Source organism: Pseudazoarcus sp. NS34, assembly GCF_059703725.1.
This window is the reverse complement of record NZ_BAAKIZ010000002.1, coordinates 231449-256043: the sequence shown is the minus strand read 5'-3', so window position 1 is coordinate 256043 and position 24595 is coordinate 231449. Positions and strand designations below refer to the sequence as shown.

The 24595-nt window shown below is 64.8% G+C and carries 26 protein-coding genes; 7 read left to right on the top strand and 19 right to left on the bottom strand.

The features are described 5' to 3' along the window. Nucleotides 1-4: 4 nt before the first annotated feature. From AC6H0N_RS07550 to AC6H0N_RS07510, 9 genes are all read right to left on the bottom strand, one after another. Nucleotides 5-673 (bottom strand): RnfABCDGE type electron transport complex subunit G, encoded by a 669-nt coding sequence (locus AC6H0N_RS07550; RefSeq protein WP_497573484.1) that lies wholly within the window; start codon nt 671-673, stop codon nt 5-7. Continuing rightward, nucleotides 670-1674: an RnfABCDGE type electron transport complex subunit D gene (locus AC6H0N_RS07545; RefSeq protein ID WP_497573483.1), complete on the bottom strand. Its 1005-nt coding sequence runs from the start codon at nt 1672-1674 to the stop codon at nt 670-672. The genes AC6H0N_RS07550 and AC6H0N_RS07545 overlap by 4 nt, the downstream gene beginning before the upstream one ends. After that, nucleotides 1671-3437, bottom strand: coding sequence for an electron transport complex subunit RsxC (rsxC, locus tag AC6H0N_RS07540; protein WP_497573482.1), 1767 nt, complete (start codon nt 3435-3437; stop codon nt 1671-1673). Before rsxC ends, AC6H0N_RS07545 begins: the two co-directional genes overlap by 4 nt. Further along, nucleotides 3434-3985, bottom strand: a complete 552-nt coding sequence (gene rsxB / locus AC6H0N_RS07535; protein WP_497573481.1) for an electron transport complex subunit RsxB — start codon at nt 3983-3985, stop codon at nt 3434-3436. Before rsxB ends, rsxC begins: the two co-directional genes overlap by 4 nt. A 10-nt stretch (nt 3986-3995) precedes the next feature. Further along, nucleotides 3996-4580 carry an electron transport complex subunit RsxA gene (rsxA, locus tag AC6H0N_RS07530; protein ID WP_497573480.1) on the bottom strand — a complete coding sequence of 195 codons (585 nt, stop codon included), beginning with the start codon at nt 4578-4580 and terminating at the stop codon, nt 3996-3998. Nucleotides 4581-4713: 133 nt separating this feature from the next. Further along, nucleotides 4714-5751 (bottom strand): quinone-dependent dihydroorotate dehydrogenase, encoded by a 1038-nt coding sequence (locus AC6H0N_RS07525; protein WP_497573479.1) that lies wholly within the window; start codon nt 5749-5751, stop codon nt 4714-4716. A gap of 27 nt (nt 5752-5778) precedes the next feature. Further along, nucleotides 5779-6510 (bottom strand): arginyltransferase, encoded by a 732-nt coding sequence (locus tag AC6H0N_RS07520; protein WP_497573478.1) that lies wholly within the window; start codon nt 6508-6510, stop codon nt 5779-5781. 10 nt (nt 6511-6520) lie between these two features. Beyond that, nucleotides 6521-7228 carry a leucyl/phenylalanyl-tRNA--protein transferase gene (aat, locus tag AC6H0N_RS07515; RefSeq protein WP_497573477.1) on the bottom strand — a complete coding sequence of 236 codons (708 nt, stop codon included), beginning with the start codon at nt 7226-7228 and terminating at the stop codon, nt 6521-6523. Further along, nucleotides 7225-8346 (bottom strand): ABC transporter ATP-binding protein, encoded by a 1122-nt coding sequence (locus AC6H0N_RS07510; RefSeq protein ID WP_497573476.1) that lies wholly within the window; start codon nt 8344-8346, stop codon nt 7225-7227. Before AC6H0N_RS07510 ends, aat begins: the two co-directional genes overlap by 4 nt. Before the next feature lie 127 nt (nt 8347-8473). Between AC6H0N_RS07510 and AC6H0N_RS07505 the strand changes: the two genes are divergently transcribed. Continuing rightward, on the top strand, nt 8474-10183 hold the full coding sequence (locus AC6H0N_RS07505; protein WP_497573475.1) for an ABC transporter permease: 1710 nt from the start codon (nt 8474-8476) through the stop codon (nt 10181-10183). Between the two features lie 4 nt (nt 10184-10187). On the opposite strand, the gene AC6H0N_RS07500 is transcribed toward AC6H0N_RS07505, so the two are convergent. Both AC6H0N_RS07500 and AC6H0N_RS07495 read right to left on the bottom strand, forming a co-directional pair. Then, entirely contained in the window at nt 10188-10397 is a 210-nt protein-coding gene (locus tag AC6H0N_RS07500) for a dodecin (RefSeq protein ID WP_497573474.1), read from the bottom strand. A gap of 99 nt (nt 10398-10496) precedes the next feature. Further along, nucleotides 10497-11960, bottom strand: coding sequence for an OmpA family protein (locus AC6H0N_RS07495; RefSeq protein ID WP_497573473.1), 1464 nt, complete (start codon nt 11958-11960; stop codon nt 10497-10499). A gap of 248 nt (nt 11961-12208) precedes the next feature. On the opposite strand from AC6H0N_RS07495, the gene AC6H0N_RS07490 reads away from it, so the two are divergent. Next, nucleotides 12209-13336 carry a PQQ-dependent sugar dehydrogenase gene (locus tag AC6H0N_RS07490; protein WP_497573472.1) on the top strand — a complete coding sequence of 376 codons (1128 nt, stop codon included), beginning with the start codon at nt 12209-12211 and terminating at the stop codon, nt 13334-13336. A gap of 9 nt (nt 13337-13345) precedes the next feature. On the opposite strand, the gene AC6H0N_RS07485 is transcribed toward AC6H0N_RS07490, so the two are convergent. The 3 genes from AC6H0N_RS07485 to AC6H0N_RS07475 all read right to left on the bottom strand — a co-directional run bounded on the left by AC6H0N_RS07485 (nt 13346) and on the right by AC6H0N_RS07475 (nt 15992). Continuing rightward, entirely contained in the window at nt 13346-13714 is a 369-nt protein-coding gene (locus AC6H0N_RS07485) for a thioredoxin family protein (protein ID WP_497573471.1), read from the bottom strand. An 81-nt stretch (nt 13715-13795) separates the two neighbouring features. After that, complete coding sequence (locus AC6H0N_RS07480; protein WP_497573470.1) at nt 13796-15163, bottom strand: APC family permease; 1368 nt, start codon at nt 15161-15163, stop codon at nt 13796-13798. Beyond that, nucleotides 15147-15992 (bottom strand): methyltransferase domain-containing protein, encoded by an 846-nt coding sequence (locus AC6H0N_RS07475; protein WP_497573469.1) that lies wholly within the window; start codon nt 15990-15992, stop codon nt 15147-15149. Before AC6H0N_RS07475 ends, AC6H0N_RS07480 begins: the two co-directional genes overlap by 17 nt. Before the next feature lie 215 nt (nt 15993-16207). Between AC6H0N_RS07475 and AC6H0N_RS07470 the strand changes: the two genes are divergently transcribed. Continuing rightward, a complete protein-coding gene (locus tag AC6H0N_RS07470) occupies nt 16208-16690 on the top strand; it encodes an LEA/WHy family protein (RefSeq protein ID WP_497573468.1) in 483 nt (160 codons plus the stop codon). On the opposite strand, the gene gorA is transcribed toward AC6H0N_RS07470, so the two are convergent. The 4 genes from gorA to AC6H0N_RS07450 are packed head-to-tail and all read right to left on the bottom strand — an operon-like array spanning nt 16691 to nt 20307. Next, nucleotides 16691-18061, bottom strand: a complete 1371-nt coding sequence (gene gorA / locus AC6H0N_RS07465; RefSeq protein WP_497573467.1) for a glutathione-disulfide reductase — start codon at nt 18059-18061, stop codon at nt 16691-16693. Nucleotides 18062-18091: 30 nt separating this feature from the next. Then, a complete protein-coding gene (locus AC6H0N_RS07460; RefSeq protein ID WP_497573466.1) occupies nt 18092-18484 on the bottom strand; it encodes a DUF1987 domain-containing protein in 393 nt (130 codons plus the stop codon). Between the two features lie 15 nt (nt 18485-18499). After that, on the bottom strand, nt 18500-19051 hold the full coding sequence (locus tag AC6H0N_RS07455) for a SiaB family protein kinase (RefSeq protein ID WP_497573465.1): 552 nt from the start codon (nt 19049-19051) through the stop codon (nt 18500-18502). An 11-nt stretch (nt 19052-19062) separates the two neighbouring features. Further along, the gene (locus AC6H0N_RS07450; protein ID WP_497573464.1) at nt 19063-20307 is read right to left on the bottom strand and encodes a SpoIIE family protein phosphatase; all 1245 of its coding nucleotides are present in this window, start codon (nt 20305-20307) and stop codon (nt 19063-19065) included. Nucleotides 20308-20498: 191 nt separating this feature from the next. Here AC6H0N_RS07450 and AC6H0N_RS07445 point away from each other — a divergent pair, with 191 nt between their 5' ends. The 4 genes from AC6H0N_RS07445 (at nt 20499) to AC6H0N_RS07430 (ending at nt 23796) form a co-directional block, all read left to right on the top strand. Next, complete coding sequence (locus AC6H0N_RS07445) at nt 20499-21335, top strand: formate/nitrite transporter family protein (protein ID WP_497573463.1); 837 nt, start codon at nt 20499-20501, stop codon at nt 21333-21335. Beyond that, a complete protein-coding gene (locus AC6H0N_RS07440; protein ID WP_497573462.1) occupies nt 21319-22437 on the top strand; it encodes a hypothetical protein in 1119 nt (372 codons plus the stop codon). The genes AC6H0N_RS07445 and AC6H0N_RS07440 overlap by 17 nt, the downstream gene beginning before the upstream one ends. Next, on the top strand, nt 22434-22946 hold the full coding sequence (locus AC6H0N_RS07435) for a GNAT family N-acetyltransferase (RefSeq protein WP_497573461.1): 513 nt from the start codon (nt 22434-22436) through the stop codon (nt 22944-22946). Before AC6H0N_RS07440 ends, AC6H0N_RS07435 begins: the two co-directional genes overlap by 4 nt. A 193-nt stretch (nt 22947-23139) precedes the next feature. Then, nucleotides 23140-23796, top strand: coding sequence for an alternative oxidase (locus tag AC6H0N_RS07430; protein ID WP_497573460.1), 657 nt, complete (start codon nt 23140-23142; stop codon nt 23794-23796). Nucleotides 23797-23812: 16 nt separating this feature from the next. Here the strand turns inward: AC6H0N_RS07430 and AC6H0N_RS07425 are convergent, their stop codons facing one another. Next, nucleotides 23813-24490, bottom strand: coding sequence for a GDSL-type esterase/lipase family protein (locus tag AC6H0N_RS07425; RefSeq protein ID WP_497573459.1), 678 nt, complete (start codon nt 24488-24490; stop codon nt 23813-23815). Nucleotides 24491-24595 lie beyond the last annotated feature (105 nt).

Sequence of the window (24595 nt, the reverse complement as noted above, 5' to 3'; positions counted from 1 at the left end):
TTGCTCAGAGGGTGCTGCCGGCCGGGGCGTTGAAGAGGCGTTCGCGGTTGGTCGTAACCCAGGCCAGGGCGCGACCGGTGGCGTCCGTTACGGCGCGGGCACTGATGGTGGCGCCGATGCGGTAGTCGAACTCTCCGCCGTCACGGCCAACCTTCCAGTCATTGATCGGTACTTCGTCCAGGCTGCGGCCCGCGAACTGGCTGATCCACGGCTCGGCTCGTTTGCGGTCCTTCTTCGGGTCGATGTAGTCGCCCAGACCCGGCGTTTCGCCGTGGGCCGTGACGCGAACACCCGAGACGCGGCCGTCGTTCGTGATGGCTACGGCGAGCTGGATACGGCCGGCATATCCATCCGGCGCAATGGCCTCGACGACGACAGCGACCGGTTCGCCGGCCAGGCGTGCGCGCCAGGCCGTGCCGCCGCGCTCCAGGCCAAGTTCGGCGACGGCGCCCAGTTGCACGAAATCTGCCAGCAGATCGTTGTCGTAGCTGCCGCGCGGCAGGATCTCGTCAATCAGCCGCATTTTTTCGGCCTGCTGCGAGGCAGCAATGGTCGGAGCGGTGGCCGTGTACGTCAGTGACATCATCGCCGTGAAGGCAATGGTGAACACCAGCATGATGCCCGCCGTGCGGAGCGCGGTGCGCACGGCGCCATAGCGCGGGTCGACGCTCATTTGCCGCCTCCCTTGTGACCGAACACCGCAGGTTGGGTCTTCATGTCGATCAGCGGCACGCACATGTTCATCAGCAACACCGCAAAGGCGATGCCTTCTGGAAAGGCGCCAAAGGCGCGGATCAGGTAGGCGATCAGGGCGATTCCGGCGGCAAAGATCAGTTTGCCGCGCGGCGTTGTCGCACCCGACACCGGGTCGGTGACGATGAAGAAGGCGGCCAGCAAGGCGCCCCCGCTGGCCAGATGAAACAGCGGGTCGGCAAAGCTCGTCGGATCGACGGCCCAGAACAGCGTGGCGATCAGCGCCAGCGCGGCCAGGAAGGCCGCCGGCATGTGCCAGCTGATGATGCGCTGCTGCATCAGCCACAAGCCGCCCGCCAGATAGCCCAGACCGATCCATTCCCAGCCGCGTCCGCCGAACAGGCCGAAGGCCTCGCGCTGCATCACGCTGGCAACCGTCGCGTCGCCCGCGCGCAGTCCCGTGCGCAGCGTGTCGAGCGCGGTGGCGCCGGTGATGGCGTCCAGCTCACGCGCGCCACCCAGGATCAAATCAAGTTGGGTAGCGAAGTCCACGCTGCCGGCCGGTGGCCACTGCGACATCAGCGAGGGATAGGCCACGATCATCACGCAGTAGGCCACCATCGCCGGATTGAACGGGTTCTGTCCCAGTCCGCCGTAAAGGTGTTTGACGGCAGCGATGGCGATCACCACACCCATCACCGTCATCCACCACGGCACGATGGGCGGAAAGCACAAGACCATCAGCCAGGCCGTGACGATTGCCGAGAGGTCACTGACCGACGGCAGCACGGCGCGCTTGCGCAGCTTGAGAACCGCAGCTTCGGCTGCGACGGCAACGATGCTCGCGATGACCAGGTTCACCAGAATGCCGGCGCCGATCTGCCAAGCGTAGATCGCCACGCCGGGCAGCAGAGCCAGCAGCACGCGGCCCATCACGCTTTGAACACTTGCGTTGCTGCGGATGTAGGGTGAGTGGATCATCGTTCTTCCTGCTCCCGCTCGGCGCGGCGTTCTGCAGCACGTTCCAGCGCCGCGGCAATCAGCGCCTTCTTGGCGTCACCATCAGCGGCAGGGGCCGCTTCCTGCGCGTCCTGCGCTTGCTCTGGCTCATCGCCGGTAACGTGCTTGCGCCGCGTCTCGATTTCGGCGATCTCGGCCTGCACGGCGGGCGGAAGATTGTCGGTGTTCTTCGCATCGACTTCAGCTTTCTGAGCTTTGGCGCGCGCCAGCGCGGCGGCGACGAGGGCCTTCTTGGGGTCGTCATCAGTCGCCGCGGCCGGAGCGTCGCTTCCGGCTGCCAGCTTGGCTTTCGTCTCTGCAGCCTTGGCTGCGAGCTTGGCGGCTTTCTCGGCTTTCTCGCGTTCCTGGCGGTAGTTGCGGAACTCGAAGCGGTCGCGCGCCTGATCGGCGGCGCGGCTTTCGCGCTCGCGCGCCCAGATCTCGCTCTTCGAGAAGCGGAAGTAATCGACCAGCGGGATGTGTGACGGGCACACATACGAGCAGCAGCCGCATTCAATGCAGTCGAACAGGTGGTATTCCTGCGCCTTGCCGAAGTTGCGCGAGCGCGAGAACCAGTACAACTCGAAGGGCTGCAGATCCGCCGGGCAGGCCTCGGCGCACGCGCCGCAACGGATGCACGGCAACTCGGGCTCGGGCGGCGGAAACAGCTCCGGCGAGGCGGCGATGATGCAGTTGGTGCCCTTGACCACCGGTACGGACAGATCGGGCATGGCGAAACCCATCATCGGCCCGCCGAGCAGATAGCGGTCGGTGCCCGGCTTGGGGCCCGCCAGCGACAGCAGGTCTTCGACCGGCGTGCCGATCGGGACTTCCCAGTTGCCCGGGCGTTCGACGTTGCCAGTGAGGGTGACCACGCGCGAGATCAGCGGCTCGCCCAGATCGAAGGCGCGATGCACGGCCTCGGCCGTGCCGACGTTGAAGCACTGCACGCCGAACTCGCTGCCGAGCTTGCCGTGCGGAATCTCGATGCCGGTCAGCACGCGGATGAGCTGCTTTTCGCCGCCGGCCGGATATAGCGTCGGTACCGGGATGACAGCCGGTGCCGGATCAAGCTGTGCGGCAGCCTCACGCATCGCAGTGATGGCCTCGGGTTTGTTGTCTTCGACGCCAATCAGGATGCGCTCGGCGCCGACGAGCTGACGCAGGATCTCGGCGCCACGCAGGATGGCCGGCGCGCGTTCGCGCATCAGGCGGTCATCCGAGGTGATCCACGGCTCGCATTCGGCGCCGTTGAGGATCAGCGTCTTGACCAGCCGTTGGGTGCCGACCTTGATGTGGCTGGGGAAGGCCGCGCCGCCCATGCCGACGATGCCCGAGTCGCGCAGGTGGTCGAGCAAGGCCTGGCGGTCGCCACAGCCGCATGTGGCGAAATCCAGCGGCTTGCGTTCGCCCCAGCGTTCCTCGCCGTCGGGTTCGATGACCACACAGCCGGTCGGCAGGCCCGACGGGTGCGGCATGACATGGTCGGTGACTTCGACCACAACGCCCGAAGTCGGCGCATGCACGGCCGTGCCGAGCACGCCCTCGGCCTCGCCGATGCGCTGGCCCTTGAGCACTTTCTGCCCCGGTTCCACGATGCAGCGCGCGATTGCGCGGGTGTTGTGACGCAGCGGCACGATTAGGCACGCGGGCAGCGGCGCCTGTGCGATCGGTGCGGTGGCGGATTCGTTCTTGTGAGTGTCGGGTTTGACGCCGCCGTTGAAGCCGAAGAGTTTTCCGATCATGCCGCCTGCTCCAGCTTGAATACCGGATAGCGCCACTTCCAGGTCTCCACGGTTTCGGGAACAACTTCCATCGAGATGCAATCGACCGGGCACGGTGCGACGCACAGCTCACAACCGGTGCACAGCGGATCGACCACGGTGTGCATCTGCTTGGCTGCGCCAACGATGGCATCTACCGGGCAGGCCTGGATGCACAGTGTGCAGCCGATGCAGATCTGCTCGTCGATGAAGGCCACCGACTTGGGCTTTTCGACACCGTGAGTCTCGTCCAGCGGCTTGAATTCGCGTCCGAGCAGGTCGGCCAGATGGCGGATGCCTTCCTCGCCGCCCGGCGGGCACTGGTTGATGTCGGCGTCGCCATTGGCAATGGCCGTGGCGTAGGGACGGCAGCCGGGGTAGCCGCATTGGCCGCATTGCGTCTGCGGCAGAATTGCGTCGATCTTGTCGACCAGCGGGTCGCCTTCGACCTTGAAGCGGATCGAGGCCCAGCCCAGTGCGGCGCCGATCACGACGGCCAGGCCGGTCATCACGAGGAGGGCGGTCAGCATCGCGCGGCCCTCACTGGAAACGGTCCAGACCGGCGAAACCCATGAAGGCGAGACTCATCAGGCCGGCAGTGATCATGGCGATGGCCGTGCCGCGAAACGGCAAGGGCACGTCGGCGCCGTCCAGGCGCTCGCGGATGCCGGCGAACAGTACCAGCGCCAGCGTGAAACCGATCGATGAGCCAAAGCCGAACAGCAGCGATTCGAGAAAGTTGTGCGACATCCCGGCGCTGAGCAGCGGCACGCCCAGCACCGCGCAGTTGGTGGTGATCAGCGGCAGGTAGATGCCCAGCACGCGATGCAGCAGCGGGCTGGTCTTCTCGATGGCCAGCTCGGTGAGCTGCACGATGGCGGCGATGACGACGATGAAACACAGCGTGCGCAGATACGACAGGTCGTTCGGCGTCAGCAGGTAGCGGTCAATCAGGTAGCCGCTGCCCGCGCCGAGCGTCAGCACGAACGTCGTGGCCGCGCCCATGCCGATGGCGGTTTCGAGCTTCTTGGATACGCCCATGAAGGGGCATAGCCCGAGCATGCGCACGAGGACCACGTTGTTTACGAGGACTGCGCCGATGATGAGGAAGAAGTAGCTGGTCATTGTGTGGGCCGGGATGTGAGTGGATTATCCCGCGAGGGAATTAGGCACTCAACCCTGTCACGGTTATAGGAATATTCCGTAATGGCCCGTTCGGCCGCGGCCGGAGACCGCAAGTGCTTGCGCAGGGAGGGGCTCAGGCACCTTCCAGGGCGGCCGCATCGGTGACATCGGCAGTGCGTCGCACGCATTCGCTGACCAGCGCCGGGCCACGGTACACCAGCCCGCTGTAGAGCTGCACGAGCTGCGCACCGGCATCGAGCTTGGCGCGGGCATCGTCGCCGCGCATCACGCCGCCTGCGGCGATGATCGGCACTTCTCCGGCGAGCAAATTGGATAGCTGCCGCACGACTTCGGTGGACGCTTCGAACGCCGGCGCGCCCGACAGGCCGCCCTGTTCGTTGGCGTGGCTCAGGCCGAGCACGCGTTCGCGCGAAATCGTGGTGTTGGTCGCGATCACGCCATCAATGCTGTGGCGGCGCAATGCGTCGGCGATGACCTGGATCTGCTCGCGCTCGAGATCGGGCGCGATCTTCAGCGTCAGCGGAACGTAGCGACCGTGCACGTCGGCCAGTTGCTGCTGGCGTGCCTTCAGTTTGCCGAGCAGGTCATCGAGTTCGCCGGCGCCCTGCAACTGACGCAGGTTCTGGGTGTTCGGCGAGGAGATGTTCACCGTGACGTAGCTGGCGTAGGCATAGACCTTGTCGAGACAGGCCAGATAGTCATCGGCAGCGTTCTCGATCGGCGTGTCGAAGTTCTTGCCGATATTGATGCCGAGCACGCCGGTGTAACGCGCGCTGCGCACGTTATCGAGCAGGGCATCGACGCCGTCGTTGTTGAAGCCCATGCGGTTGATGATTCCGCGCGCCGAAACCACCCGGAACATGCGCGGCTTGGGGTTGCCCGGTTGCGGTCGCGGTGTGATGGTGCCGATTTCGATGAAGCCAAAGCCCAGCCGGGCGAGTCCGTCGATGGCCGCACCGTTCTTGTCCAGACCGGCGGCCAGTCCGATGCGGTTCGGAAAGCGGATCCCCATGACATTGACGGCGCCTTCATCAGGCACTTTGGCCGTCGGCAAGACACGCCCGACAAGACGCAGCGACTTCATCGTGAAGTCGTGAGCCGTTTCGGGCTCAAGCGCAAACAGCAGGGGACGAACGAGCGAATAGCACATGTGAAAGTCTTGTCTGGACCGGGCCGGTCAGTCGGCGAGCAGCTCGTCGAGCGCAACCCAGTAGCCGTCAACACGCCCTTCGAGGGGGCGGAAACGGCTCTTGTAGGTCATTTTCGGGCTCTCGCGAATCCAGTAGCCGAGGTAGAGGTAGGGCAGATCGAGTCTGCGGCAGGCTTCAATCTGCCAGAGGATGCCATAGGTTCCGTAACTCGCGTTGGGAACATCGGGATCGTAGAAGGTGTACACCCCCGAAAGGCCGTCGAGCAGGCGGTCGATCACGCACACCATGCGCAGCACGCCGTCCTCGCGAAACTCGACCAGATGGGTGTCGATATGGCTTTGCAGCAGGAACTGGGTGTACTGCTCGCGGTTGTCCTGATCCATGCCGCCACCGGCGTGCCGTGCCGCCTGATAGCGCTGGTACAGGTCGTAGTGCTCTTCGTTGAACTGCAGGCTGTGTTCGACCGTGGTCAGTTCGCAATGCCGTTTCAGCGCGCGGCGCTGCGCGCGGTCCGGATGAAAGAGCCCGACCGGAATGCGCACCGGCACACAGGCGCGGCAGTTGTCGCAGTGCGGGCGGTAAGTGAATACGCCGCTGCGGCGAAAGCCGTTGCGCACCAGTTCGCTGTAGATCGGGGTGTCGATCAGATGACCCGGCGTCGCCACCTGTGAGCGCGCCACGCGGTCTGGCAGATAGGAGCACGCGTAGGGCGCCGTGGCGTAGAACTGGATCAGGGCGTACGGGTAATCCTTCTGCATGTGTCTGAAGCTATCCCTTGAAAAGCCCGGCTGCAGCATCGGCGGGCCAGCGTCCGGGGGGCGGCCCATCGTCTGCATGCAAGACGATTTGCCGGCAAAACTCCGCACGCGGAATTTCGCGAGCCCCGAGGGACACCAGATGCGCCGTCGTCATCTGGCAATCTATCACGGCGAATTTCAGCGATTCAAGATGGCGCGCCAGATGCGCCAGACAGGCTTTGGAAGCGTCGGTGACGTGGCTGAACATGGATTCGCCGAAGAACACCCGCCCGATCGCCATGCCATAGAGCCCGCCGACCAGGTGTCCGTCTTCCCAGGCTTCGACGCTGTGGGCGTAGCCCAGTTCATTCATGTGCACATAGGCGCGCTGCATTTCGGGCGTGATCCAGGTGCCTGCAGCGCCGTGACGCGGGCCAGCACAGGCGTTGATCACATCGGCGAAAGCCGTGTCGAGCCGGATTTCGAAGCGTCCGCGGCGCAAGGTCTTGCGCAACGAGCGCGAGATGCGGATTTCAGACGGATGCAGTATCAGCCGCGGGTCGGGGCTCCACCACAGCAGCGGCTGGCCCTCGCTGTACCACGGGAAAATGCCCCTCCGGTAGGCGGCCAGCAGCCACTCGGGATTAAGTGCGCCCCCGGCGGCCAGCAGGCCGGGCGGGTCGTCGAGCGCAGCCTCGACCGGCGGAAACACGGGTTCGCCGGCCAGCCACGGGATCATGCCGTGATGCAGCTTTGCAGCGCGTTGAAGGGCTGGGCGTGCGCGGCGATGTCGGCATCCTTGTGGAAGGTGACGACGTGTTCGGCGTCGAGCCGGATGCCGATGTGTTCGCCGATGGCGTGGTTATGATGGCTCGGCACCAGGGACAGCACGCGCGTGCCGCTTTCGAGTTCCAGCGTGTACAGAATGTCGGCCCCGCGAAAGGCCTTCTTCAGCACCTTGGCCTGCAGCGTGCTGTCGTCGTCATGCACGACGTCGTCGGGACGCAGTAGCACCTCGACGCTGCACTGGCGCTCGCCGCTGTCCGGGTTGATCCGGCATTCGGTCGGAATTGCGCTGGCCAGCAGACCCAGGTCGGTACGCACGTGATGGTCGTCCACGACCTCGCCAGCCAGCAATACCCCCTGCCCGATGAAATCCGCGACGAAGCGGTTGCACGGGCGGTGATACAGGTTGTACGGCGTGTCCCATTGCTGGATGCGCCCTTCGTTCATGATGCCGATCTCGTCGGCTACTGCGAACGCCTCGTTCTGATCATGTGTGACCATGATGGCGGTGATGCCGGTGGCCTTGATGATGTCGCGCACCTCGTGCGAGAGCCGCTCGCGCAGTTCCACATCAAGGTTGGAAAATGGCTCGTCGAGCAGCAGCAGGGCGGGGCTGGGGGCCAGCGCGCGGGCCAGCGCCACGCGCTGTTGCTGGCCGCCGGAAAGCTCGTGCGGATAGCGCTCGCCCTCGTTGCGCAGGCCGATCACGGCCAGCATTTCGGCGACGCGTGCGTCCCGCGTCACGGCATCCATGCCGCGCAGACCAAAGCCGATGTTCTGCGCCACGGTCAGATGCGGAAACAGCGCGTAGTCCTGGAACACCATGCCGATGCGGCGCTGCTCAGGCGGCAGATGCACGCCGGTGCTGCTGACGATCTGGCCATCGAGGCGAATTTCGCCCGAGTCGACGCGTTCGAACCCGGCGATGCAGCGCAACACCGTGGTCTTGCCGCAACCCGAGGGTCCGAGCAGACAACCGATGCTGCCTTCGGCAAGTCGCATCGACAGGCGTCGCACCACCGGCACGGTGTCGTAGGCGAGTTCGACGGACTGGAGTTCGAGGTGGGACATGCGCGCTGCCTGGTCGGGCCGCACCGTGTGGGTGCAGGCGTGTTGGGATCGAGAATGCGATCAATTATAATTTTGAAACCACATACCGTGCAGGCTCTTCTGCCGGTCACCTCACAACGGACTGTCGATGCACCGCAGGAATTCCGTAGCGCGCTTTCTTCCCGACAGATCCCCGCTCACCTGGACTGCGCTGCTGGTTGCGGCGCTCATCGCCATGCCGGTGCTGTCGGTGTTCTCCAACGTGCTCGTTGGCGGCACCTCCGACATCTGGTCGCATCTGGCCTCAACGGTTCTGCCTGACTTCATCCGCAATACCGTCGTGCTGTGCATCGTCGTCGGACTCGGCGTGGCCAGCATCGGCATCGTCTGCGCATGGTTTACGACCATGTTCGAGTTTCCCGGCCGGCGCTTCTTCGAGTGGGCTCTGATCCTGCCGCTGGCCATGCCGGCCTACGTCATGGCCTATGCCTACACTGATTTCCTGCAATTCGTCGGGCCGGTGCAGAGCGCCTTGCGCGAGTGGTTCGGCTGGCGCGCTGGCGACTACTGGTTCCCGCCGATCCGCTCCACCGGCGGCGCAGGGGTGATGTTCTTCTTCGTGCTCTATCCCTACGTCTATCTGTTGGCGCGCACGGCTTTTCTGGAGCGCGCCTCGGGCATGCTCGAAGCCGGCCGCTCACTCGGCCTCGGTCCGTGGCGCTGTTTCTTTCAGGTCTCGCTGCCGCTGGCGCGCCCGGCCATCGTTGCCGGCACGGCGCTGGCATTGATGGAAACCCTGGCCGATTACGGCACCGTGTCCTACTTCGGCGTGCAGACCTTCACCACCGGTATCTACCGCGCCTGGTTCTCGTTTGGCGACCGCGCCGCGGCCGCCCAACTGGCTGCGCTGTTGCTCGGATTCGTGATTCTGGTGCTGGTGCTTGAACATGCCAGCCGGGGGCGGGCGCGCTTCAACAACACCTCCCGCCAGGGCGGTGCGCCGCTGCGCAGCCGGCTGCAGGGCTCGGCTGGGTGGGTGGTAGCGCTACTGTGTTTTCTGCCCTTGCTCTTCGGCTTTCTGCTGCCGGGCGGGCTACTGCTCGACATGGCGCTGAGTGAGGGAGATGCGCAGTTCGGCCCGCGTTTTCTGGCGCTGGCGCGCAACAGCTTCGTGCTGGCATCCGTGACGGCGCTGATTGCGGTCGGGCTGGCCGTGCTGCTGGCGTACTCCGCGCGGTTGTCGCGCTCCGACGTGCCACGCGCGGGCAACCGGATTGTCGCGCTGGGCTACGCCGTGCCGGGCTCGGTGATCGCCGTCGGCGTGCTGATTCCGGTTACACGGGTCGACAACTTCATTTCCGAAACCTGGCTTGAAATGTTTGGCGTCAATCCGGGCTTGTTGATTACCGGCGGCATTGCGGCGCTGGTCTATGCCTATCTGGCGCGCTTCCTGTCGGTGGCACTGCAGACCGTTGATGCGAGTCTGGGCAAGGTCACGCCGAACATGGATGACGCCTCACGCATTCTCGGCTACGGACGGCTTGCGACGCTGTGGCGCGTGCATATACCGATGCTGCGCGGCAGCCTGTTGACCGCGGGGTTGCTGGTGTTTGTTGATGTCATGAAAGAGCTGCCGGCCACCCTCGTAATGCGGCCGTTCAACTTCGATACGCTCGCGACGCAGGCCCACACGCTGGCTGCGGACGAGCGACTGGCCGAGGCCTCGACTGCTGCGCTGACCATCGTGGCGGTGGGGCTGGTGCCGATGTTCGTGCTGTCCAGGCAGATCGTCAGTAGCCGACGGGCGCGGCGTGCGCGCGTGCCATTGGGGACAGCGGCACGACCGAACCCGGCGTGATTGCTTAGTTTTCGACCCTGAAGCCGACCTTCAGCTTGACCTGCCAGTGAGCGATCTTGCCGTCGGTGATGTGACCGCGGATTTCGGTGGTCTCGAACCAGTCCATGTTGCGGATGGATTTCGACGCGGTTTCGACGGCATTGCGGATGGCGTCATCGACCCCGGCGGTCGAGGAGCCCACGAGTTCGACGAGTTTGTAGACGTGTGCCGACATGGATAGCCTCCAGGTAGGTTTCAGGGAGCCTCCAGTATAGAGCCACAAAAAAATCGGGGCGCCGCAGCGCCCCGATTGCATGTTGCAGGCTTTTTCCGTTCAGCGCTCTGCCAGGCGCAACTCGACGCGGCGGTTGCGTTGCTGAGCTTCACTGCTCGTACGCGAATCGATCGGGTGGTTGTCGGCATAGCCGGTGCCGGCCAGCCGATCGGCCGAAATGCCTTGATCGACGAAGAATCCGAGAACGGCCTGAGCGCGGGCCGTGGTCAGTTCCTGCTTGCTCGTGAAGCGAGTGTTGAGCGGGCTTTGCTCGTCGACGTGCGCGTCGACACGCATGATCCAGTCGACCGACGTCGGGAATTTCTGTGAGGCCGCCTTGATTGCTTCCGCGATGCGTCGCATGTTGCGCAGCCCGGCCTCGCTGAACAGGTCGGAGCCACGTTCGAACAAGCCGTCCGCCGGCATGATGAAACGCTGGTCGATGGAGTCGGCACCCGAGCCGGTGCCCAGCGCGGCGCGCATCTGCTCATACAGTTCGTGACGCAGCACCGGGAAGGGCTTTTCCGGCGGCGGCGGGGGCAGGGTCTGGACGATGCGCACCTGACGTTCCTGTTCGGTGCGGATGCGTTCGCGCTCGGCTACCTCGGCGCGCAGGGCTTCGAGATCCTGTTCGGCCTTGTCAGCGCGTTGCGTGTTGCTGGCTGCGTCGGCCTGGGAAGTGGACAGCGCGGTCTGCAACTCGCCGATACGCTGCTCGCGCGCGGCAAGCTCACTGCGGCTGGTCTTCAGCGACTCTTCGCTCTTCTGCAGCGCTGCGCTACGTGCCGCCAACTCGGCTTCGAGGGCTTTGGTCCGGGTTGCAAGCTCGGTCTGCAGAGCATCGCGCTGGGTGCGCGTGGCGGCCAGATCGCGTTCGAGCTCGGCCATGAGCTTGCGCCGGGCTTCCAGTTCGGTGTTGGCCGTAGCCAGCGCCTTGGCGGAAGTGTTCAGTTCGGCGCGTGTGCTGTTGAGCTGCCCTTCGAGCTCCTGGATGCGAGCATCGCGTTCGGCGAGCGTCTTGCGGGTCTTGGTCAGGGCCTCGTCGATCTGCACGATGCTCTGATTGCGGATGGCCAGATCGGCCCGCGCGGCAGCTACGTCCTGCTTGGCGGTTTCGACGCTGGCACGTGCGGCAGCCATCTCGGATTCACGGTCGGCGAGGCGCGTCTTCAGCGCTTCGATCTCGGCTTGCGAGCCCTGCGAGCTGGCGTTGAGCCTTTTTTGTGCCTCGGCCAGCTCACCGCGCAGGCGCTCGACCTCGTTCTCGAGCTCGCGGTTGCGCTCTTCCATGGCGGCCACGGAAGCCGAGATGTTGAAAGCCAGCCCCGGTTGAGTGGCGGTGTTCTGCGCAACCTGGAAGGTCGCCCCGGCGCGTTCTTCAGCAGACAGGGCCGGCGCGCTTACAAGCGTTCCACCGAAAACAAGCAGTGCGCCGAGCGCCGTTGCGGAAAGCGACGGAAACGCCGGTTTGCCGACGAATCCGGGCCTGGAATCGAGGCCGCGAGGGGCGGTCAGTTTGGCCATGAGATGACTCCGTTCAAGGTGACTTTCTTGGGTCAGACGTCCTGCAGCGGCGCAGGCTCGGGGGCAGCAGCGAGTGTATCCCGAAAACATTCGGTAACTTTATATGCGAGTGTCTAGTGCTCGTCATTTCAGGCAATCAACAAAGGTTGTTGCGTTGGTGCAACCCTTAGGGTGGCGCGGTCGGGAACCGCCGCCGCGTCGATCGGGTCGCAGTGCAGTCAGCGCACTGTCGCGCTCAAGGAGGATTCATGATCGTTTCGACCCTGCTGTCTTTCGGCGCACGCAGCTTGTGCGTGCTTGCGTTGTGCACGGCGGTTGCGGCGCAAGCGGCGCAAGCCGTGCGCGTGGTCGAGGTCGCGCGCGGGCTGGAGACGCCGTGGTCACTGGCCTTCCTGCCGGACGGGCGGATGTTGGTCACCGAACGCGCCGGACGCCTGCATGTGGTGAGCGCCAAAGGCGAAGTGTCGGCGCCGATCGAAGGCGTGCCGAAGGTGCATGCGCAAGGGCAGGGCGGCCTGCTTGATGTGGTGCTCAGCCCGGATTTCGCCTCCGACCGCCGCATCTTCTTCAGCTATGCCGAACCGACTCCGGGTGGTGCGCGCACCGCCGTGGCGAGTGCGCGGCTCAACACCGAGGCTCTGCGTCTGGAAGACGTGCGCGCCGTGTTCGCGCAGCGTGATGATCCAGGCGGCGGACATCATTTCGGTTCGCGTCTGGTATTTGCCCGCGATGGTTCGCTGTTCATCACGCTCGGCGATCGCAACACGCAGCGCGAGAAATCGCAGGCGCTGGACAGCCATCTGGGCAAGATCGTGCGGGTCATGCCGGACGGCTCGGTGCCACGTGACAACCCTTTCGTCGGGCAGCGTGGCGCTTTGCCGGAGATATGGTCTTACGGCCATCGCAATGTGCAGGGCGCCAGCCTTCACCCTGAAACCGGTGTGCTGTGGTCGCACGAGCACGGCCCGCGCGGGGGCGATGAGCTGAATATCGGCAAGGCGGGCGCCAACTACGGTTGGCCGGATGTGACTTACGGACGCAACTACGTCACCCGGCTGCCGTTTGGCGAGGCCACTGAGCGCGAAGGGGTCGAGTCGCCGGTGCATTACTGGGTACCGACGTCGATCGCGCCGTCCGGCATGGCCTTCCACACCGGCAAGGCTTACCCCGAATGGAAGGGCGATCTGTTCATCGGGGCCCTGAGCGGCCAGATGCTGGTGCGGCTGGAGTTGGATGGAAGCCGGGTGGTGGCCGAGCACCGCTTGCTCGAAGAGCCGGGTTTTCGCATTCGTGACGTGCGGGAAGGTCCAGACGGCAAGCTTTATCTGCTTGATGAATCGAACGGCCGTATCCTGCGGCTCGATCCCGCCCGCTAGGGCCGCGCGTCAGCGCAAAGTCTTGCGAAAGCCTGCAGCCAGCTGCCACGAACGGCGTTCTTCGCTCGATGCGGTATAGCGGCTGGCTTCGTCGTCATCCATGGCCAACAAGGTGTCGAGCATGCGGGCGAGGTGGCCGTGCTGCGGCAGGGTGGGGCCGAGGTAGAGCACTGCGTCGCCACGCTGAATCATGACCGTCGGGAAACTCTCGATCTCGAGCGCCTCCGGCCACTCCGGCTCGTCTTCGATATCGATCCAGTGAAAGCGCGCGCCGGGGTGCTGTGCCGACAGCGTTTCAAAGCCTTCGCGATAGTCACGGCAGACGCCGCACCATTCGGCACACAGGCACATCACCAGGGTGTCGGACGTGTTGGACATGAGGTCAGTGGCAGTGATCAAAGGGGGCGAAGCAGCCTATCAGCGGCGCCGTCCCCGAACAATTGATGCCGGGTTATTTGCTTATTTCGATGCCGCCGCAACCGGCCGGCGGTGCATCAGCAGCAGCGGTACGCCGGCGGCCAGCACCACCAAGCCCAGCAAGGCCCCGGCGCCAGCGTATTGCACGCTCGACCACAACAGGCCAAGGCATACCGCAGCAAACAGCAGCGGCGGCAGCGGATACAGCGGCACGCGGAACGGGCGCGGGCGCTGAGGGTCGCGGTGGCGCAGCACCATCAGGCCGATGGCAGTGAGGAACATGAACAGCCAGAACACCGGTGCCGTGTAGGCCACCATGGCTTCGATGCCATTGCGGTTGAAGGCGCCGAAGGCGATCAGCACGAGGGTGATGACGCACTGCACGGCCAGCGCCCGTGCCGGCGTCGAACCGCGGTCTTTCCAGGCCGCCAGAAAATGCAGCTTCGGAATGTCCCGCCCCAGGGCGTAGTACACACGGGCGCCGGTGAGAATGGTGGCGTTGATGGTGCTCAATGCCGCGATACACACCATCAGCGACAGCCCTGCTGCTGCAGCTTCGCCAAAGGCAATTCTCATCAGGTCAGCCCCCACCGCCTGCGACTCGCGCAAGCCCTGCAGGCCGAAGATGTGCAGGTAGGCCAGATTGGCCACCAGATAGACGACGGTCACCACTGCCGTACCGATCAGCAGCACGCGCGCCATGTTGCGATGCGGATCGCGCAGTTCGCCCGACAGATAGGCGGCCTCGTTCCAGCCCCCGTAGGTGAGCAACACGAAAACCATGCCCATTCCGAGCATGCCGGCCGGGTTGCCCGACAGCCCGGCGGATTCGATCACCGTCTTTGCCGGTACCTCGGTGGCCACCACGCCGGCTGCAACGACTGCCAGCAGCGCAATTACCGTGAGTGCACTGAATACGACCTGAATGCGTTTCGAGCCATGCGTGCCGGAGATGTTCAGCGCCGTCAGCACGGCGACGGCAAGTGCCCCGTGCAACGCGACACCCCATGGGCCGATTGGCACCAACTGGTTGGCGTACTCGCCGTAGATGAAGGCCACGGCCGCGATCGAGCCGGTCTGTATCACCGAGCCGCGCGCCCAGGCGAACAGCAGGGCCACGAATGGCCCCCAGGCGCGATGCAGGAAGTGATATTCGCCGCCGCTGTGCGGCCACGCCGAACCGAGTTCGGCATAGCACAGCGCGCCCAGCAGCATCACCAGCCCGCCGGCCAGCCACAGCCCGATGTAGGTGCTCGGGCTGTCGCTGAACTGCGCGACCAGCGGTGGAAAGCCGAAGATGCCGATGCCGATCACGACCCCGACCAGCACTGCCACGCCGTCCACAACAGAAAGGCCGGCGCTGGGGCCGGCCGTCGGGCAGTCGCGCCCGTCGTCAGATGCGTTTTGCATGCCAGCCTTCGATCACGCCTTTACCCGACAGCGGGGAGATGGTGTCGCCGTCAACATGACCGAGATAGTGCTCGTCGGCGATGCTGAAACGGATCACCGGGCCTTCAATTTCGGAGAAGACCACTGGTACGCTGCGCCCGTCCACGAGGCCCATTCCCTCGATGCGCTGGAAGGTCTGCTTGAAGCCGACGGAGAAGCCCGAGCCGTCGGTCTTCTCCACCTGCCAGTTGCCGCTGACGCGGGCCGGCACGATCCACTTGTAGATGTAGCGTCCCTGTACCTTGCGCCATTGGTCCGGCACCCAGTCGGCCATGTCGAAGGAATGCGATACCACGCGCGTGCCGGGGCGCAGCTTCTCCAGGATGATCGGGCGCAAGTCGAGGTTGATCGACGGCAGCAGATACATGGTCAGAACGTCGACCTCGGAGAAGTCCATCTCGTACAGATTGCCCTGCACGAAGCGGACGCGATCCTCGACGCCGGCCTTGCGCGCATTTTCATTGGCTTCGGCAATGCGCTCGGGGTCGATATCGACCCCCATGGCTTTCTTTACATCCCAGTCCCGCGCCGCGGCGACAACGATGCGGCCGTCCCCGGAGCCCAGATCGATCACGTAGTCATGCGGCTGCACATCGGCCATTTCAAGCATCCGGTACACCGCCGCGTCGGGCGTCGGCACATACGGTACGTCGAGCATCACGGGCAGGTTGTCGCGCGCTGGTTCGCCGGATGGTTCGGCGATGTCGGCAAGGCTGCTGCTGCATGAGAGGGCGAGGGCAAGTACTGCGGCGATCTGCCACTTTGGCGTGTCAGGAATGAATCGGTGCATGCGTCTTCTCCGGTATTGTTGTTCGCACGGACTGTCACTGTCGGCGACCCGGGTCCCCACCCGTCGCCGGCAATGCTTTCGCAGAGTAGCAGATCACCCTGTCGTACAAAGGGTGATCTGTCTGGCGGCGCGGCTTGTGCTGCGCGCTTGCCGCATCAAGCTGCTTGGCGCACATTACACGCGAGCTTCAGAATGTTTTACGGAGAAGTGGTTCCATGATTCCTGCACGACGTTTTGCCCTGCTGGCTGCGGGCGCAGCCCTGCTGACGGCCTGCTCAGGCAAGGGCGATGTGGCCTTCGAGCCGCCGGTGTTGTCCTTGTCGTCTTTTGGTCTGGTGCCGAGCGATGGCAAGGCGCCGCGCATTGCCATCGGCCTGCGCGTGGTCAACCCCAACAGCACGCCGCTGCGCCTGCGCGGACTGAGCTACACCGTGGCGCTGGAAGGCCACCGCATGATCACCGGTGTGACTTCACGGCTGGCCGAAGTGCCGCCGTATGCGGAAACCGAGGTTGAACTGAATTCGCCGATCGACCTGATCAGCAGCATCCGGCTGTTCAACGAACTCATCAACACGCCGGGGCGCGACCGCCTGAAGTACTCGCTCAACGCGCGCCTCGACATCGACGGCATGCTCGCCCCGCTGCGTCTGATCGAAGACGGCGAGCTGATCTTCACGCAGCTCGACGTCGGGCCCTGATCAGCGCAGGGTGACCAGCTCTTCCGCGCTGGTCGGATGAATCGCCAGGGTGTCGTCAAAGTCGCGTTTGGTGGCACCCATCTTCACGGCCACCGCGAAGCCCTGCAGCATCTCGTCAGCACCTTCGCCGATGATGTGCACACCGACCACGCGCTCTTCGGGGCCAGCGCAGACGAGCTTCATCGCCGTCTTCGGCTTGTGTTCGGTGACGGCGAAGTACATCGGCGTGAAGCGCGTGGCGTACACCTTCACGTCGTCGAATTTCTCCCGTGCTTCTTCCTCGCTCAAGCCCACGGTGCCGATGGTCGGGTGGCTGAAGATCACGGTCGGGATGTTGCTGTAGTCGAGTCTTGAGTCCGGCTGGTTCAGAAACAGCCGTGCCGCAAGGCGCCGCCCCGCGGCAATCGCCACCGGGGTGAGCTCGGCTGCACCGGTAATGTCGCCGATGGCGTAGATGCCCGACACGTTCGCGTTCTGGAAGGCGTCGACCGGAATCGTGCCGTCGTCGTTTGCCTTCACGCCGGCCACCGGCAGCTCCAGGCCAGCCGTGTTGGCACGCCGGCCGATGGCCCACAGCACACAATCGACGTCGACGCTGCCGGCCGTACCGCAATCGACGCGTAGGCTGCCATCGGCCTGGCGTTCTACCGCAAGCGGCTGCGAGCGATAGCGGATGTCTACGCCGTCGTCGCTCATGCGCGTAGCCAGTTCCTCGCGCAGCATGGCGTCGAAGGGGCGCAGCAGGCGGTCGCCGCGCGAGAGCAGCGTGACCTCACTGCCGAGCGCACGGAACACCCCCGAAATCTCCACCGCGATGTAGCCCGAGCCGACTACGGCCACGCGGCGTGGCTGGTGCTCAAGCGCAAAGAAGCCGTCCGAACTGATGCCCAGATCGGCACCGGGAATATCCGGAAAGACCGGCTGGCCGCCGGTGGCGATGGTGATGTGCGGCGCGGTGAGGCGCCGACCGTCGACCTCGACGGTGCGGGCGTCGACGAAGCGTCCGTAGCCGCGCACCACGGTAACGCCGGATTTCTCCAGCAGGCTGGCATAGATGCCGTTGAGGCGTTCGATATAGGCGTCGCGCCGCGATTTGAGCACAGCCCAGTCGAAGCTCGGCGGTACGAACTCGAAGCCGTATCCGGGTGCATCGTGGAATTTGCTGGCGATGTCGGCGGCGTACCACATGACTTTCTTGGGCACGCAGCCGACATTTACACAGGTGCCGCCGAGCCGTCCGGCTTCCACCAGCGCGACCTTCGCGCCGTACTCGGCCGCGCGCCGCGCCGTGGCCACGCCACCGCTGCCACCGCCGATGACTACATAGTCGAATTTTTCCATGCTGCCGCTCTGTATTGCGATGCGGAACATGCTATCACCGGGCGGGGCAGGCGGCCGCCGTCAGGCGCTTTCAGCCTCGATCAGGCGGAAGTCGAGTGCGTCGAACTCGTCGCGCAGATCGGCGCCGAACTCGGCCATCATGTCGTCGTCCGGGTCGTGGTACCAATGCGCCACCACGCGCGCACCTTCCTCCGCGCGGCGCTGCAGCATGCCGACCAGGTTGCGGATCAGCTTGGTGCTCGAGCTGTTGAAGTAGCGCAGGTTGAAGTGGGCTTCCACGCCGTCGTTGGCCGCGGGCGTCGAGAGCAGGGATTCGAGCTGGTTGCGCACCGGCGCGTAGAAGGCCATGGCGTTTTCGGGGTAGGACTCGCCCGACAGTTGAAAGCTCACCTTCGAGGGGTCGAAAACCACCTCAGGCGTTTCCTTGGTAGCGGGGATGCGTACGACACTCATGGTGTTCTCCTTGAATTAGATGATTGCGCGCAGGTGGAAGTCGGCACTGTCCGGCTCACCCGCAACGGGGACGATGCTGTAGTCGATGGGCTGACTTGCTTCGCGCGCCAGCGTCAGAAAGCCCAGGCCGGCGCCGCGACTGGTGGTGTCTGTGGTTTCGTGTTCGTCATTGCGCAGCTGCGCGCGATAGGCCGCCTTGATCTCGTCGAGCGTCATCGCGCGCACGGCCTCCAGCCGGTAGCGCACGCGGCTGATCTGGTCGCCGCACACGCGGTTGCAGGCCACGACGGAGAACTGCTCGGCCGCTCGCATCACCGTCAAGGTGCCTTGCGGCCCCAGCTGGCCGTCGCTGCGCGGGGCGTAATGCAGCATGTTTTGCGCCATTTCCACGAAGGCCGAGAACACGCGTCGCGCCACGCGGCGGTCCGGTGCGCTGTCGCCAAGGCGTTCGCGCACGGTGTCCGACAGCGTGGCGACCACGTTGCCGTTCAGCTCGCCCGAGAAATGCAGCAGAACGTGCTGCGCAGCCGCTTCGGCGCGGAAGCGTTCGATGGCTTCGGTAGACATGTTGGCGGTCCTCACAGACGGAAACCGATGGCGCTGACATCGTCCTTGCGCGGCTCGCTGCCCTGGTATTCGCGCAGGTCGGAGCGCAGGCCTCGGGCCTGTTGCGACATCGGTGTATCGCGCAGGCGCTTGAGACAAACGCGCACGCGGCGCTTGCCGAAGGCGATGCGCTTTTCGCCACCGAGCTGGTCGAAGATGCCGTCGGTGAACAGATACACAGCCGAGCCGCGCGGCAGCTCCAGCTCGTGGTTCTTCCAGGTCTGGTCCATCGGTACGCTGGCGTAACCCACGCCTTCGCGGTCGCCGTCGAGTACGGTGAAGTCCTCGGCCGTTGGCGCCAGGGCGAACAGCGACATGTGGGCGCCAGCGAAGGTCAGCTTGCGGGTGCGTCGTTCGATCCAGCACAGCGCGGCGTCCATGCCGTCGTCGGCGTGATGGATGTCGTTCACGTTCTCGTGCTGCCCCATCGCGTTCTTGACGCGGCGGTGGATGTCGGCGAGCAGGGCGCCCGGATCGCGCGCACTCTCGGCATTGATCGCGCCCTGCATGAAGGCGCTCATGATGAGCGTCATGAAGGCGCCGGGCACGCCATGGCCGGTGCAGTCGAACAGGATCACCAGAAAGCCGTCGTCGAATTCGCGGAAGTGATAGAGATCGCCGCTGACCGTGTCGCGGGGCTCCCAGATCAGGAAATGCTCGGCCAGGCATTTGCTCAGACCTTCGCGCGAGGCGCGCGATATCGAGCGCTGGATAACGCTGCCGTAGTCGATCGACTCCATGACGATGCGGCTCTTCTCTTCCTGCATGCGCGAGATCGCGGCCAGCACGTCCTGGGCGCGGCCCATGCCGCGGTAGTAGCCATTGAGCGTGATGATGAAGCCGTCGGCCAGTGCCTTGTCGCCGAAATCCAGAATGGTGGCCGACAGCGCCTGCATGGTCGTGGCCTGCTCAATGATGAGCGGGTGCTTGTCCATGAAGGCGATGCAACTCTTGTGCTGATACAGCTCACGGGCGAACGGGCGGGCGAACTCTTCCATGAACAGGTGGCGGTTGATCAGCCCGACGGGGCGACCGTTGTCGACCACCGGCAGGCTGGCCAGCCCCGCATCGGCCTTGAAGCGGCGGAAGACGTCGAGATTGGTGACGTCGGGCGAAATCGAAGGGGTTTCGGCAACCAGATCGAGGGCGGTGTCGCTGAACACGACCGGACGTTCGGGGGCCACAGGCATGAGTGCTGCGGCAGCGCTGCTGTGCATTCTGGAAAGCTCCTGACAATTCTTGTAGTGACCCAGGCCGGCTTGATCGCCGCTCGGGTGGCCGCGCAGAGATTAGGGGAGCAAGGTTGCAGGCGCGTGACGCGACGATGGCGGGACCATTTCCGCCAGCAGCAGACGAATTGCGACACGGCTAAGATGGGCCCATATCCCAATGAAAGCGGAGTCGGCACATGTCGTCTGAAATGTTTGGTTCTGATGCCTTTTCACCGCGGGAAATCGCAGCCAAGGTGGAGAACGTCGGTGTCCGCAAGGCCCGCCTGCCGCTGCTGACAATGTGGATGCTGGCCATGCTGGCTGGCGCCTTCATCGGCCTCGGTTCGATGTTCTTCACCATCGTGCGTGCCGACCCCACGCTTGGCTTTGCCGCCGCGCAGGTGCTCGGCGGTCTGGTGTTCTCGACCGGCCTGCTGCTTGTCGTGGTGGCCGGCGCCGAGCTGTTCACCGGCAACAACCTGATCGTCATGGCGTGGGCCGACGGCAAGATCACCACGCGCGAAGTCCTGCGCAACTGGAGCGTGGTGTGCCTGGGCAATCTGGCCGGCGGGGTGGGGCTGGCCGCGCTGGTCTTCCTGTCCGGACATACCAACGCGCACGGCGGGGCGATTGCCGAGGCAACCATGAAGATCGCCGTCACCAAGGTCGAGCTGCCGTTCTGGAACGCCTTTTTCAGCGGCGTGCTGTGCAACGTGCTGGTGTGCATGGCGGTGTGGATGGCGACCGGCGGCCGCAGTGTGATCGACAAGGCCGTCGCCATCGTCTTTCCGATCTCGGCCTTTGTGGCGGCGGGGTTCGAGCACAGCATCGCCAACATGTACTTCATTCCGCTGGCGATGCTGCTGCAGACCTTCGGATCGGTGGCGGAGACCTGGCCGGCCGTCACGGTTGCAGGATTCATCGGCAACCTTGTGCCGGTCATCCTCGGCAACCTCGTGGGCGGCAGCGTGCTGGTCGGGCTGGTGTATTGGGTGACGTATATCCGCGGACGCAACGATGCCGATGCTTCGTGACCTCTTCGCGTATGCCGTTCAGGAGTCGCGTGTGCTGATCCGTTCGATGCTGGCTGTGTGCGCCGTGCTGGGTTGCGGCAGCTCGGTTGCGGTGACGCCGGTTCTGTCCGGCGACGTCGGCCGGCTTGAGTGCCGCGACGCGCTCACGCTCGCCCACGCGATGTTCGACTCATCCGCGAACCGCCTGTATGCGCCAATGACCTTTCCGGCGGCAATGCAGAGCACTCTGGTGCTCGGTGCGCCGGACCTCGATATCTCAGGTGGTGATGCGCTGCAGGCGAGCGACGATTTCGACAAGATTCCACAGGCCATCCGCAGCACCTACTGGGCGCAGCATGCGCAGCAAGGCCGTCGGCTGGTCGTCAGTGAATCCGCCCACGGCTGGCGCGGCGACACCTATACCGTCCATGTAATCGACGAGGCGGTGACGCCGGACGAGTTCCTGCGCTCGCCCTCCGCAGCGCCCGTCATCGAACATGCCTGGCGGCCGCCGGCCGTGTTCCGCTCCGGCGCCTCGGGCGCACTGTGGTTCGTCGATGTCGGGCAGCCTTTCGAAATCTGGCCCGACTGGCTGATTTTCGCGCTACCGGCCGAGCAGCCAGTCTGCCGGGTACGTTTCCGCGATCCGCTGAAGGGGCCGGCCGAGTTCCTGCCGGACCCCGTTCGGGCCTTGCTGCCCTTGCTCGACCAGGCCATCGGCCCCGGTACCGATGAAGGCACTTTGCAGCAGACGGCGCGCCTGCGACTGCGCGTGCAGCACGTGCTGGCGAATGCCGCCCTGCGCCCCTGGGCCGTGTCGGAAGCCGATGCCTACAACACGCGCGAGACGGTCGACGCCGGCCTGCACGCCTGGTCGCGCGAAACGCCCGAGCAAGCCGAAGTGCACGGTGCGTTGCTTGCAGACCTGACCGCCGCAGAACAAGCCCTTGCGAGGCATTACGCGACGCAGTTTGAGTTACCGCCGGATCAGGCCAAAGCCCTCGCAGCCTGGATGCTGGACGTCGTGATTCGCGCCCATTTTGTTTTCCCGCGCAACGCGGCCGTGACGGGGCACGCTCGACCGAACCCCTGGCCGGGCGGGTCGGCCGCGCGCGAACAATGACTGTGACACTTCACATTCGCCCGGAACAACCGGCTGACACCCCTGCCATTGATGCCGTGACACGCGCGGCTTTTGCCGGTCTTGCGCACGCAACGCAGACCGAGCACGAGATGATCGCAGCGCTGCGGGCGTCCGATGCGCTGGCGCTTTCGCTGGTAGCGGAAGAGGGCGGTGCGGTGTTGGGCCACATCGCGTTTTCGCGCGTAGTCATTGCTGGGCGCAGCATCGGGTGGTTCGGACTCGCGCCGGTATCGGTGCTTCCCGAAGCGCAGGGGCGCGGCATCGGGCGCGCGCTGATCGACGGCGGCCTTGAGCATCTGCGCAACATTGGCGCCGTGGGTTGTGTGGTGCTTGGCGACCCGGCGCTCTACCAGCGCTTCGGCTTCCGCCATGCGCCCGGACTGGTGTTGCCGGGCGTGCCTCAGGAGTATTTCCTCGCTCTCACATGGAACGGTGGCATGCCGCAAGGCGAGGTGCGCTTTCATGAAGCCTTCGACATCACCGCCTGAGTGGCTGGCAGCACGCATGGCCTAGGCGGGTGTCGGCCGGTACGCGAATCGCTTCCCATACGAATGCGCTGTTATCGTGGGGCGCATCAGCGTCGCCCGGGGCCTGAGCTGAACGTATCGCGTGGAATCACTGTCCTCAACCCGGGCGGCTGGCCTGTTCCAGGTCCGGTGACCGACAAAGCAGAGGATTGCCATGAACCACACACATCGTGACCAGCCCGGCGCCGCGCAGGAAGATCCTCTGGAGAAGCGACGCACGCCCAGTGGGCTATCCGATCGAATCGCTTTCGGGCTGACCAAGTTCCTGCGCTTCATCGCCGACAGCTTCTTCGCCAAGCGCTATGGCCATCGCGCCGTGGTGCTGGAGACGGTCGCCGGCGTGCCGGGCATGGTTGGCGGTATGGTGCGTCACATGCGCTCGCTGCGTCGTCTGGAAGATGACCGTGGCTGGATTCACACGCTGCTGTCCGAAGCCGAAAACGAGCGCATGCACCTCATGACCTTCATCGAGATCGCGCGCCCGAACTTGCTGGAGCGCGCGATCATCCTCATCGCGCAGGGCGTGTTCTTCACCAGCTTCTTCACGCTGTACGTGCTTTCGGGGCGTACGGCGCATCGACTGGTCGGCTATTTCGAGGAAGAGGCGGTCTACAGCTATACCGAGTACCTGGCCCAGGTGGACGGCGGGGCCATCGAGAACATCCCCGCGCCGCGCATCGCCATCGACTACTGGAAACTGCCGCCCGACGCCCGCCTGCGCGACGTGATCATCGCCGTGAGAAATGACGAGGCGGAACACCGCGACGTTAACCACGAATTCGCCGACAGTTTCGATCGGCCCCAGGCCTAGCCGGGGCGCAACCCACTCAACGCACGAGCCAGCCCTGTCGCGCCAGGGCCTCCGATACCCCCTCGGCAATCACGGCATAGCCTCGCACATTGGCGTGAATGCGATCTGCGCGAAGCTCGTCGCTTGAGAGCACATCGGCAACCACCCCGGGCACCAGAGCCAGGGAATGCGCCGCAACAAGCTCGGCATACAGCACGTGGTCCGACAGGCTGCCCAGCAGCCCAATACCGGAAGGTTTTGCGGGAATCGCGACGATGCCTACGTGCTGTGTGGCCGCGCGGCTTGTGCGGATCATGCTGTCGATATTGTCGCGGGTGACCTCCGGTGGCACGCTGCGCAGGAAATCGTTGCCGCCGATGGCGATGATGACGGCCTGCGGCTGATGTTGCGTGATCAACCCGTCAAGGCGCCGTAAGGCATCGGCCGAGGTGTCGCCGGGCACGCCGCCGTTGACCACCTGCCAGCCCGTGCGCTGCGCGAGGCCTTCCGGCCAGCCGCTGCCGCGAGGCGCGCCGGTGCCGGCTACCAGACTGTCGCCGATGACCAGCACGACCGCGTCGCGGGGCAGGGGCGGGAACTGCGCAAAGTCTTCTTGCCCGCTGCACGCACTGAGCAGCAGCGCAAGAAGCGAGATCAGAACAGCCAGGCGCTGCACAGGGCGGCTGAAGGAAGGGATACGGAAGGCAGTGGTCATGGCAGATCGTGGCGGTTTTTTTTGGGATGATGCCTGATCATCGGAGCAATTCGTCAAGGCGCAAAGCCGTGAGCGCCGCGGAAGGATTACACTCGCGCACCCGCG

Excerpts from the sequence above, each read along its gene's own strand:
- AC6H0N_RS07520 (WP_497573478.1), bottom strand. The coding sequence starts at position 6,510 with ATGCAGAAGGATTACCCGTACGCCCTGATCCAGTTCTACGCCACGGCG.
- AC6H0N_RS07470 (WP_497573468.1), top strand. The coding sequence starts at position 16,208 with ATGATTCCTGCACGACGTTTTGCCCTGCTGGCTGCGGGCGCAGCCCTG.
- AC6H0N_RS07485 (WP_497573471.1), bottom strand. The coding sequence starts at position 13,714 with ATGTCCAACACGTCCGACACCCTGGTGATGTGCCTGTGTGCCGAATGG.
- AC6H0N_RS07445 (WP_497573463.1), top strand. The coding sequence starts at position 20,499 with ATGTCGTCTGAAATGTTTGGTTCTGATGCCTTTTCACCGCGGGAAATC.
- AC6H0N_RS07550 (WP_497573484.1), bottom strand. The coding sequence starts at position 673 with ATGAGCGTCGACCCGCGCTATGGCGCCGTGCGCACCGCGCTCCGCACG.
- gorA (WP_497573467.1), bottom strand. The coding sequence starts at position 18,061 with ATGTTCCGCATCGCAATACAGAGCGGCAGCATGGAAAAATTCGACTAT.
- AC6H0N_RS07425 (WP_497573459.1), bottom strand. The coding sequence starts at position 24,490 with ATGACCACTGCCTTCCGTATCCCTTCCTTCAGCCGCCCTGTGCAGCGC.
- aat (WP_497573477.1), bottom strand. The coding sequence starts at position 7,228 with ATGATCCCGTGGCTGGCCGGCGAACCCGTGTTTCCGCCGGTCGAGGCT.
- AC6H0N_RS07430 (WP_497573460.1), top strand. The coding sequence starts at position 23,140 with ATGAACCACACACATCGTGACCAGCCCGGCGCCGCGCAGGAAGATCCT.
- AC6H0N_RS07510 (WP_497573476.1), bottom strand. The coding sequence starts at position 8,346 with ATGTCCCACCTCGAACTCCAGTCCGTCGAACTCGCCTACGACACCGTG.
- AC6H0N_RS07460 (WP_497573466.1), bottom strand. The coding sequence starts at position 18,484 with ATGAGTGTCGTACGCATCCCCGCTACCAAGGAAACGCCTGAGGTGGTT.
- AC6H0N_RS07525 (WP_497573479.1), bottom strand. The coding sequence starts at position 5,751 with ATGTGCTATTCGCTCGTTCGTCCCCTGCTGTTTGCGCTTGAGCCCGAA.
- AC6H0N_RS07505 (WP_497573475.1), top strand. The coding sequence starts at position 8,474 with ATGCACCGCAGGAATTCCGTAGCGCGCTTTCTTCCCGACAGATCCCCG.
- AC6H0N_RS07435 (WP_497573461.1), top strand. The coding sequence starts at position 22,434 with ATGACTGTGACACTTCACATTCGCCCGGAACAACCGGCTGACACCCCT.
- AC6H0N_RS07495 (WP_497573473.1), bottom strand. The coding sequence starts at position 11,960 with ATGGCCAAACTGACCGCCCCTCGCGGCCTCGATTCCAGGCCCGGATTC.
- rsxC (WP_497573482.1), bottom strand. The coding sequence starts at position 3,437 with ATGATCGGAAAACTCTTCGGCTTCAACGGCGGCGTCAAACCCGACACT.
- rsxB (WP_497573481.1), bottom strand. The coding sequence starts at position 3,985 with ATGCTGACCGCCCTCCTCGTGATGACCGGCCTGGCCGTCGTGATCGGC.
- AC6H0N_RS07490 (WP_497573472.1), top strand. The coding sequence starts at position 12,209 with ATGATCGTTTCGACCCTGCTGTCTTTCGGCGCACGCAGCTTGTGCGTG.
- AC6H0N_RS07500 (WP_497573474.1), bottom strand. The coding sequence starts at position 10,397 with ATGTCGGCACACGTCTACAAACTCGTCGAACTCGTGGGCTCCTCGACC.
- AC6H0N_RS07480 (WP_497573470.1), bottom strand. The coding sequence starts at position 15,163 with ATGCAAAACGCATCTGACGACGGGCGCGACTGCCCGACGGCCGGCCCC.
- AC6H0N_RS07475 (WP_497573469.1), bottom strand. The coding sequence starts at position 15,992 with ATGCACCGATTCATTCCTGACACGCCAAAGTGGCAGATCGCCGCAGTA.
- AC6H0N_RS07450 (WP_497573464.1), bottom strand. The coding sequence starts at position 20,307 with ATGCACAGCAGCGCTGCCGCAGCACTCATGCCTGTGGCCCCCGAACGT.
- AC6H0N_RS07455 (WP_497573465.1), bottom strand. The coding sequence starts at position 19,051 with ATGTCTACCGAAGCCATCGAACGCTTCCGCGCCGAAGCGGCTGCGCAG.
- AC6H0N_RS07545 (WP_497573483.1), bottom strand. The coding sequence starts at position 1,674 with ATGATCCACTCACCCTACATCCGCAGCAACGCAAGTGTTCAAAGCGTG.
- AC6H0N_RS07440 (WP_497573462.1), top strand. The coding sequence starts at position 21,319 with ATGCCGATGCTTCGTGACCTCTTCGCGTATGCCGTTCAGGAGTCGCGT.
- rsxA (WP_497573480.1), bottom strand. The coding sequence starts at position 4,580 with ATGACCAGCTACTTCTTCCTCATCATCGGCGCAGTCCTCGTAAACAAC.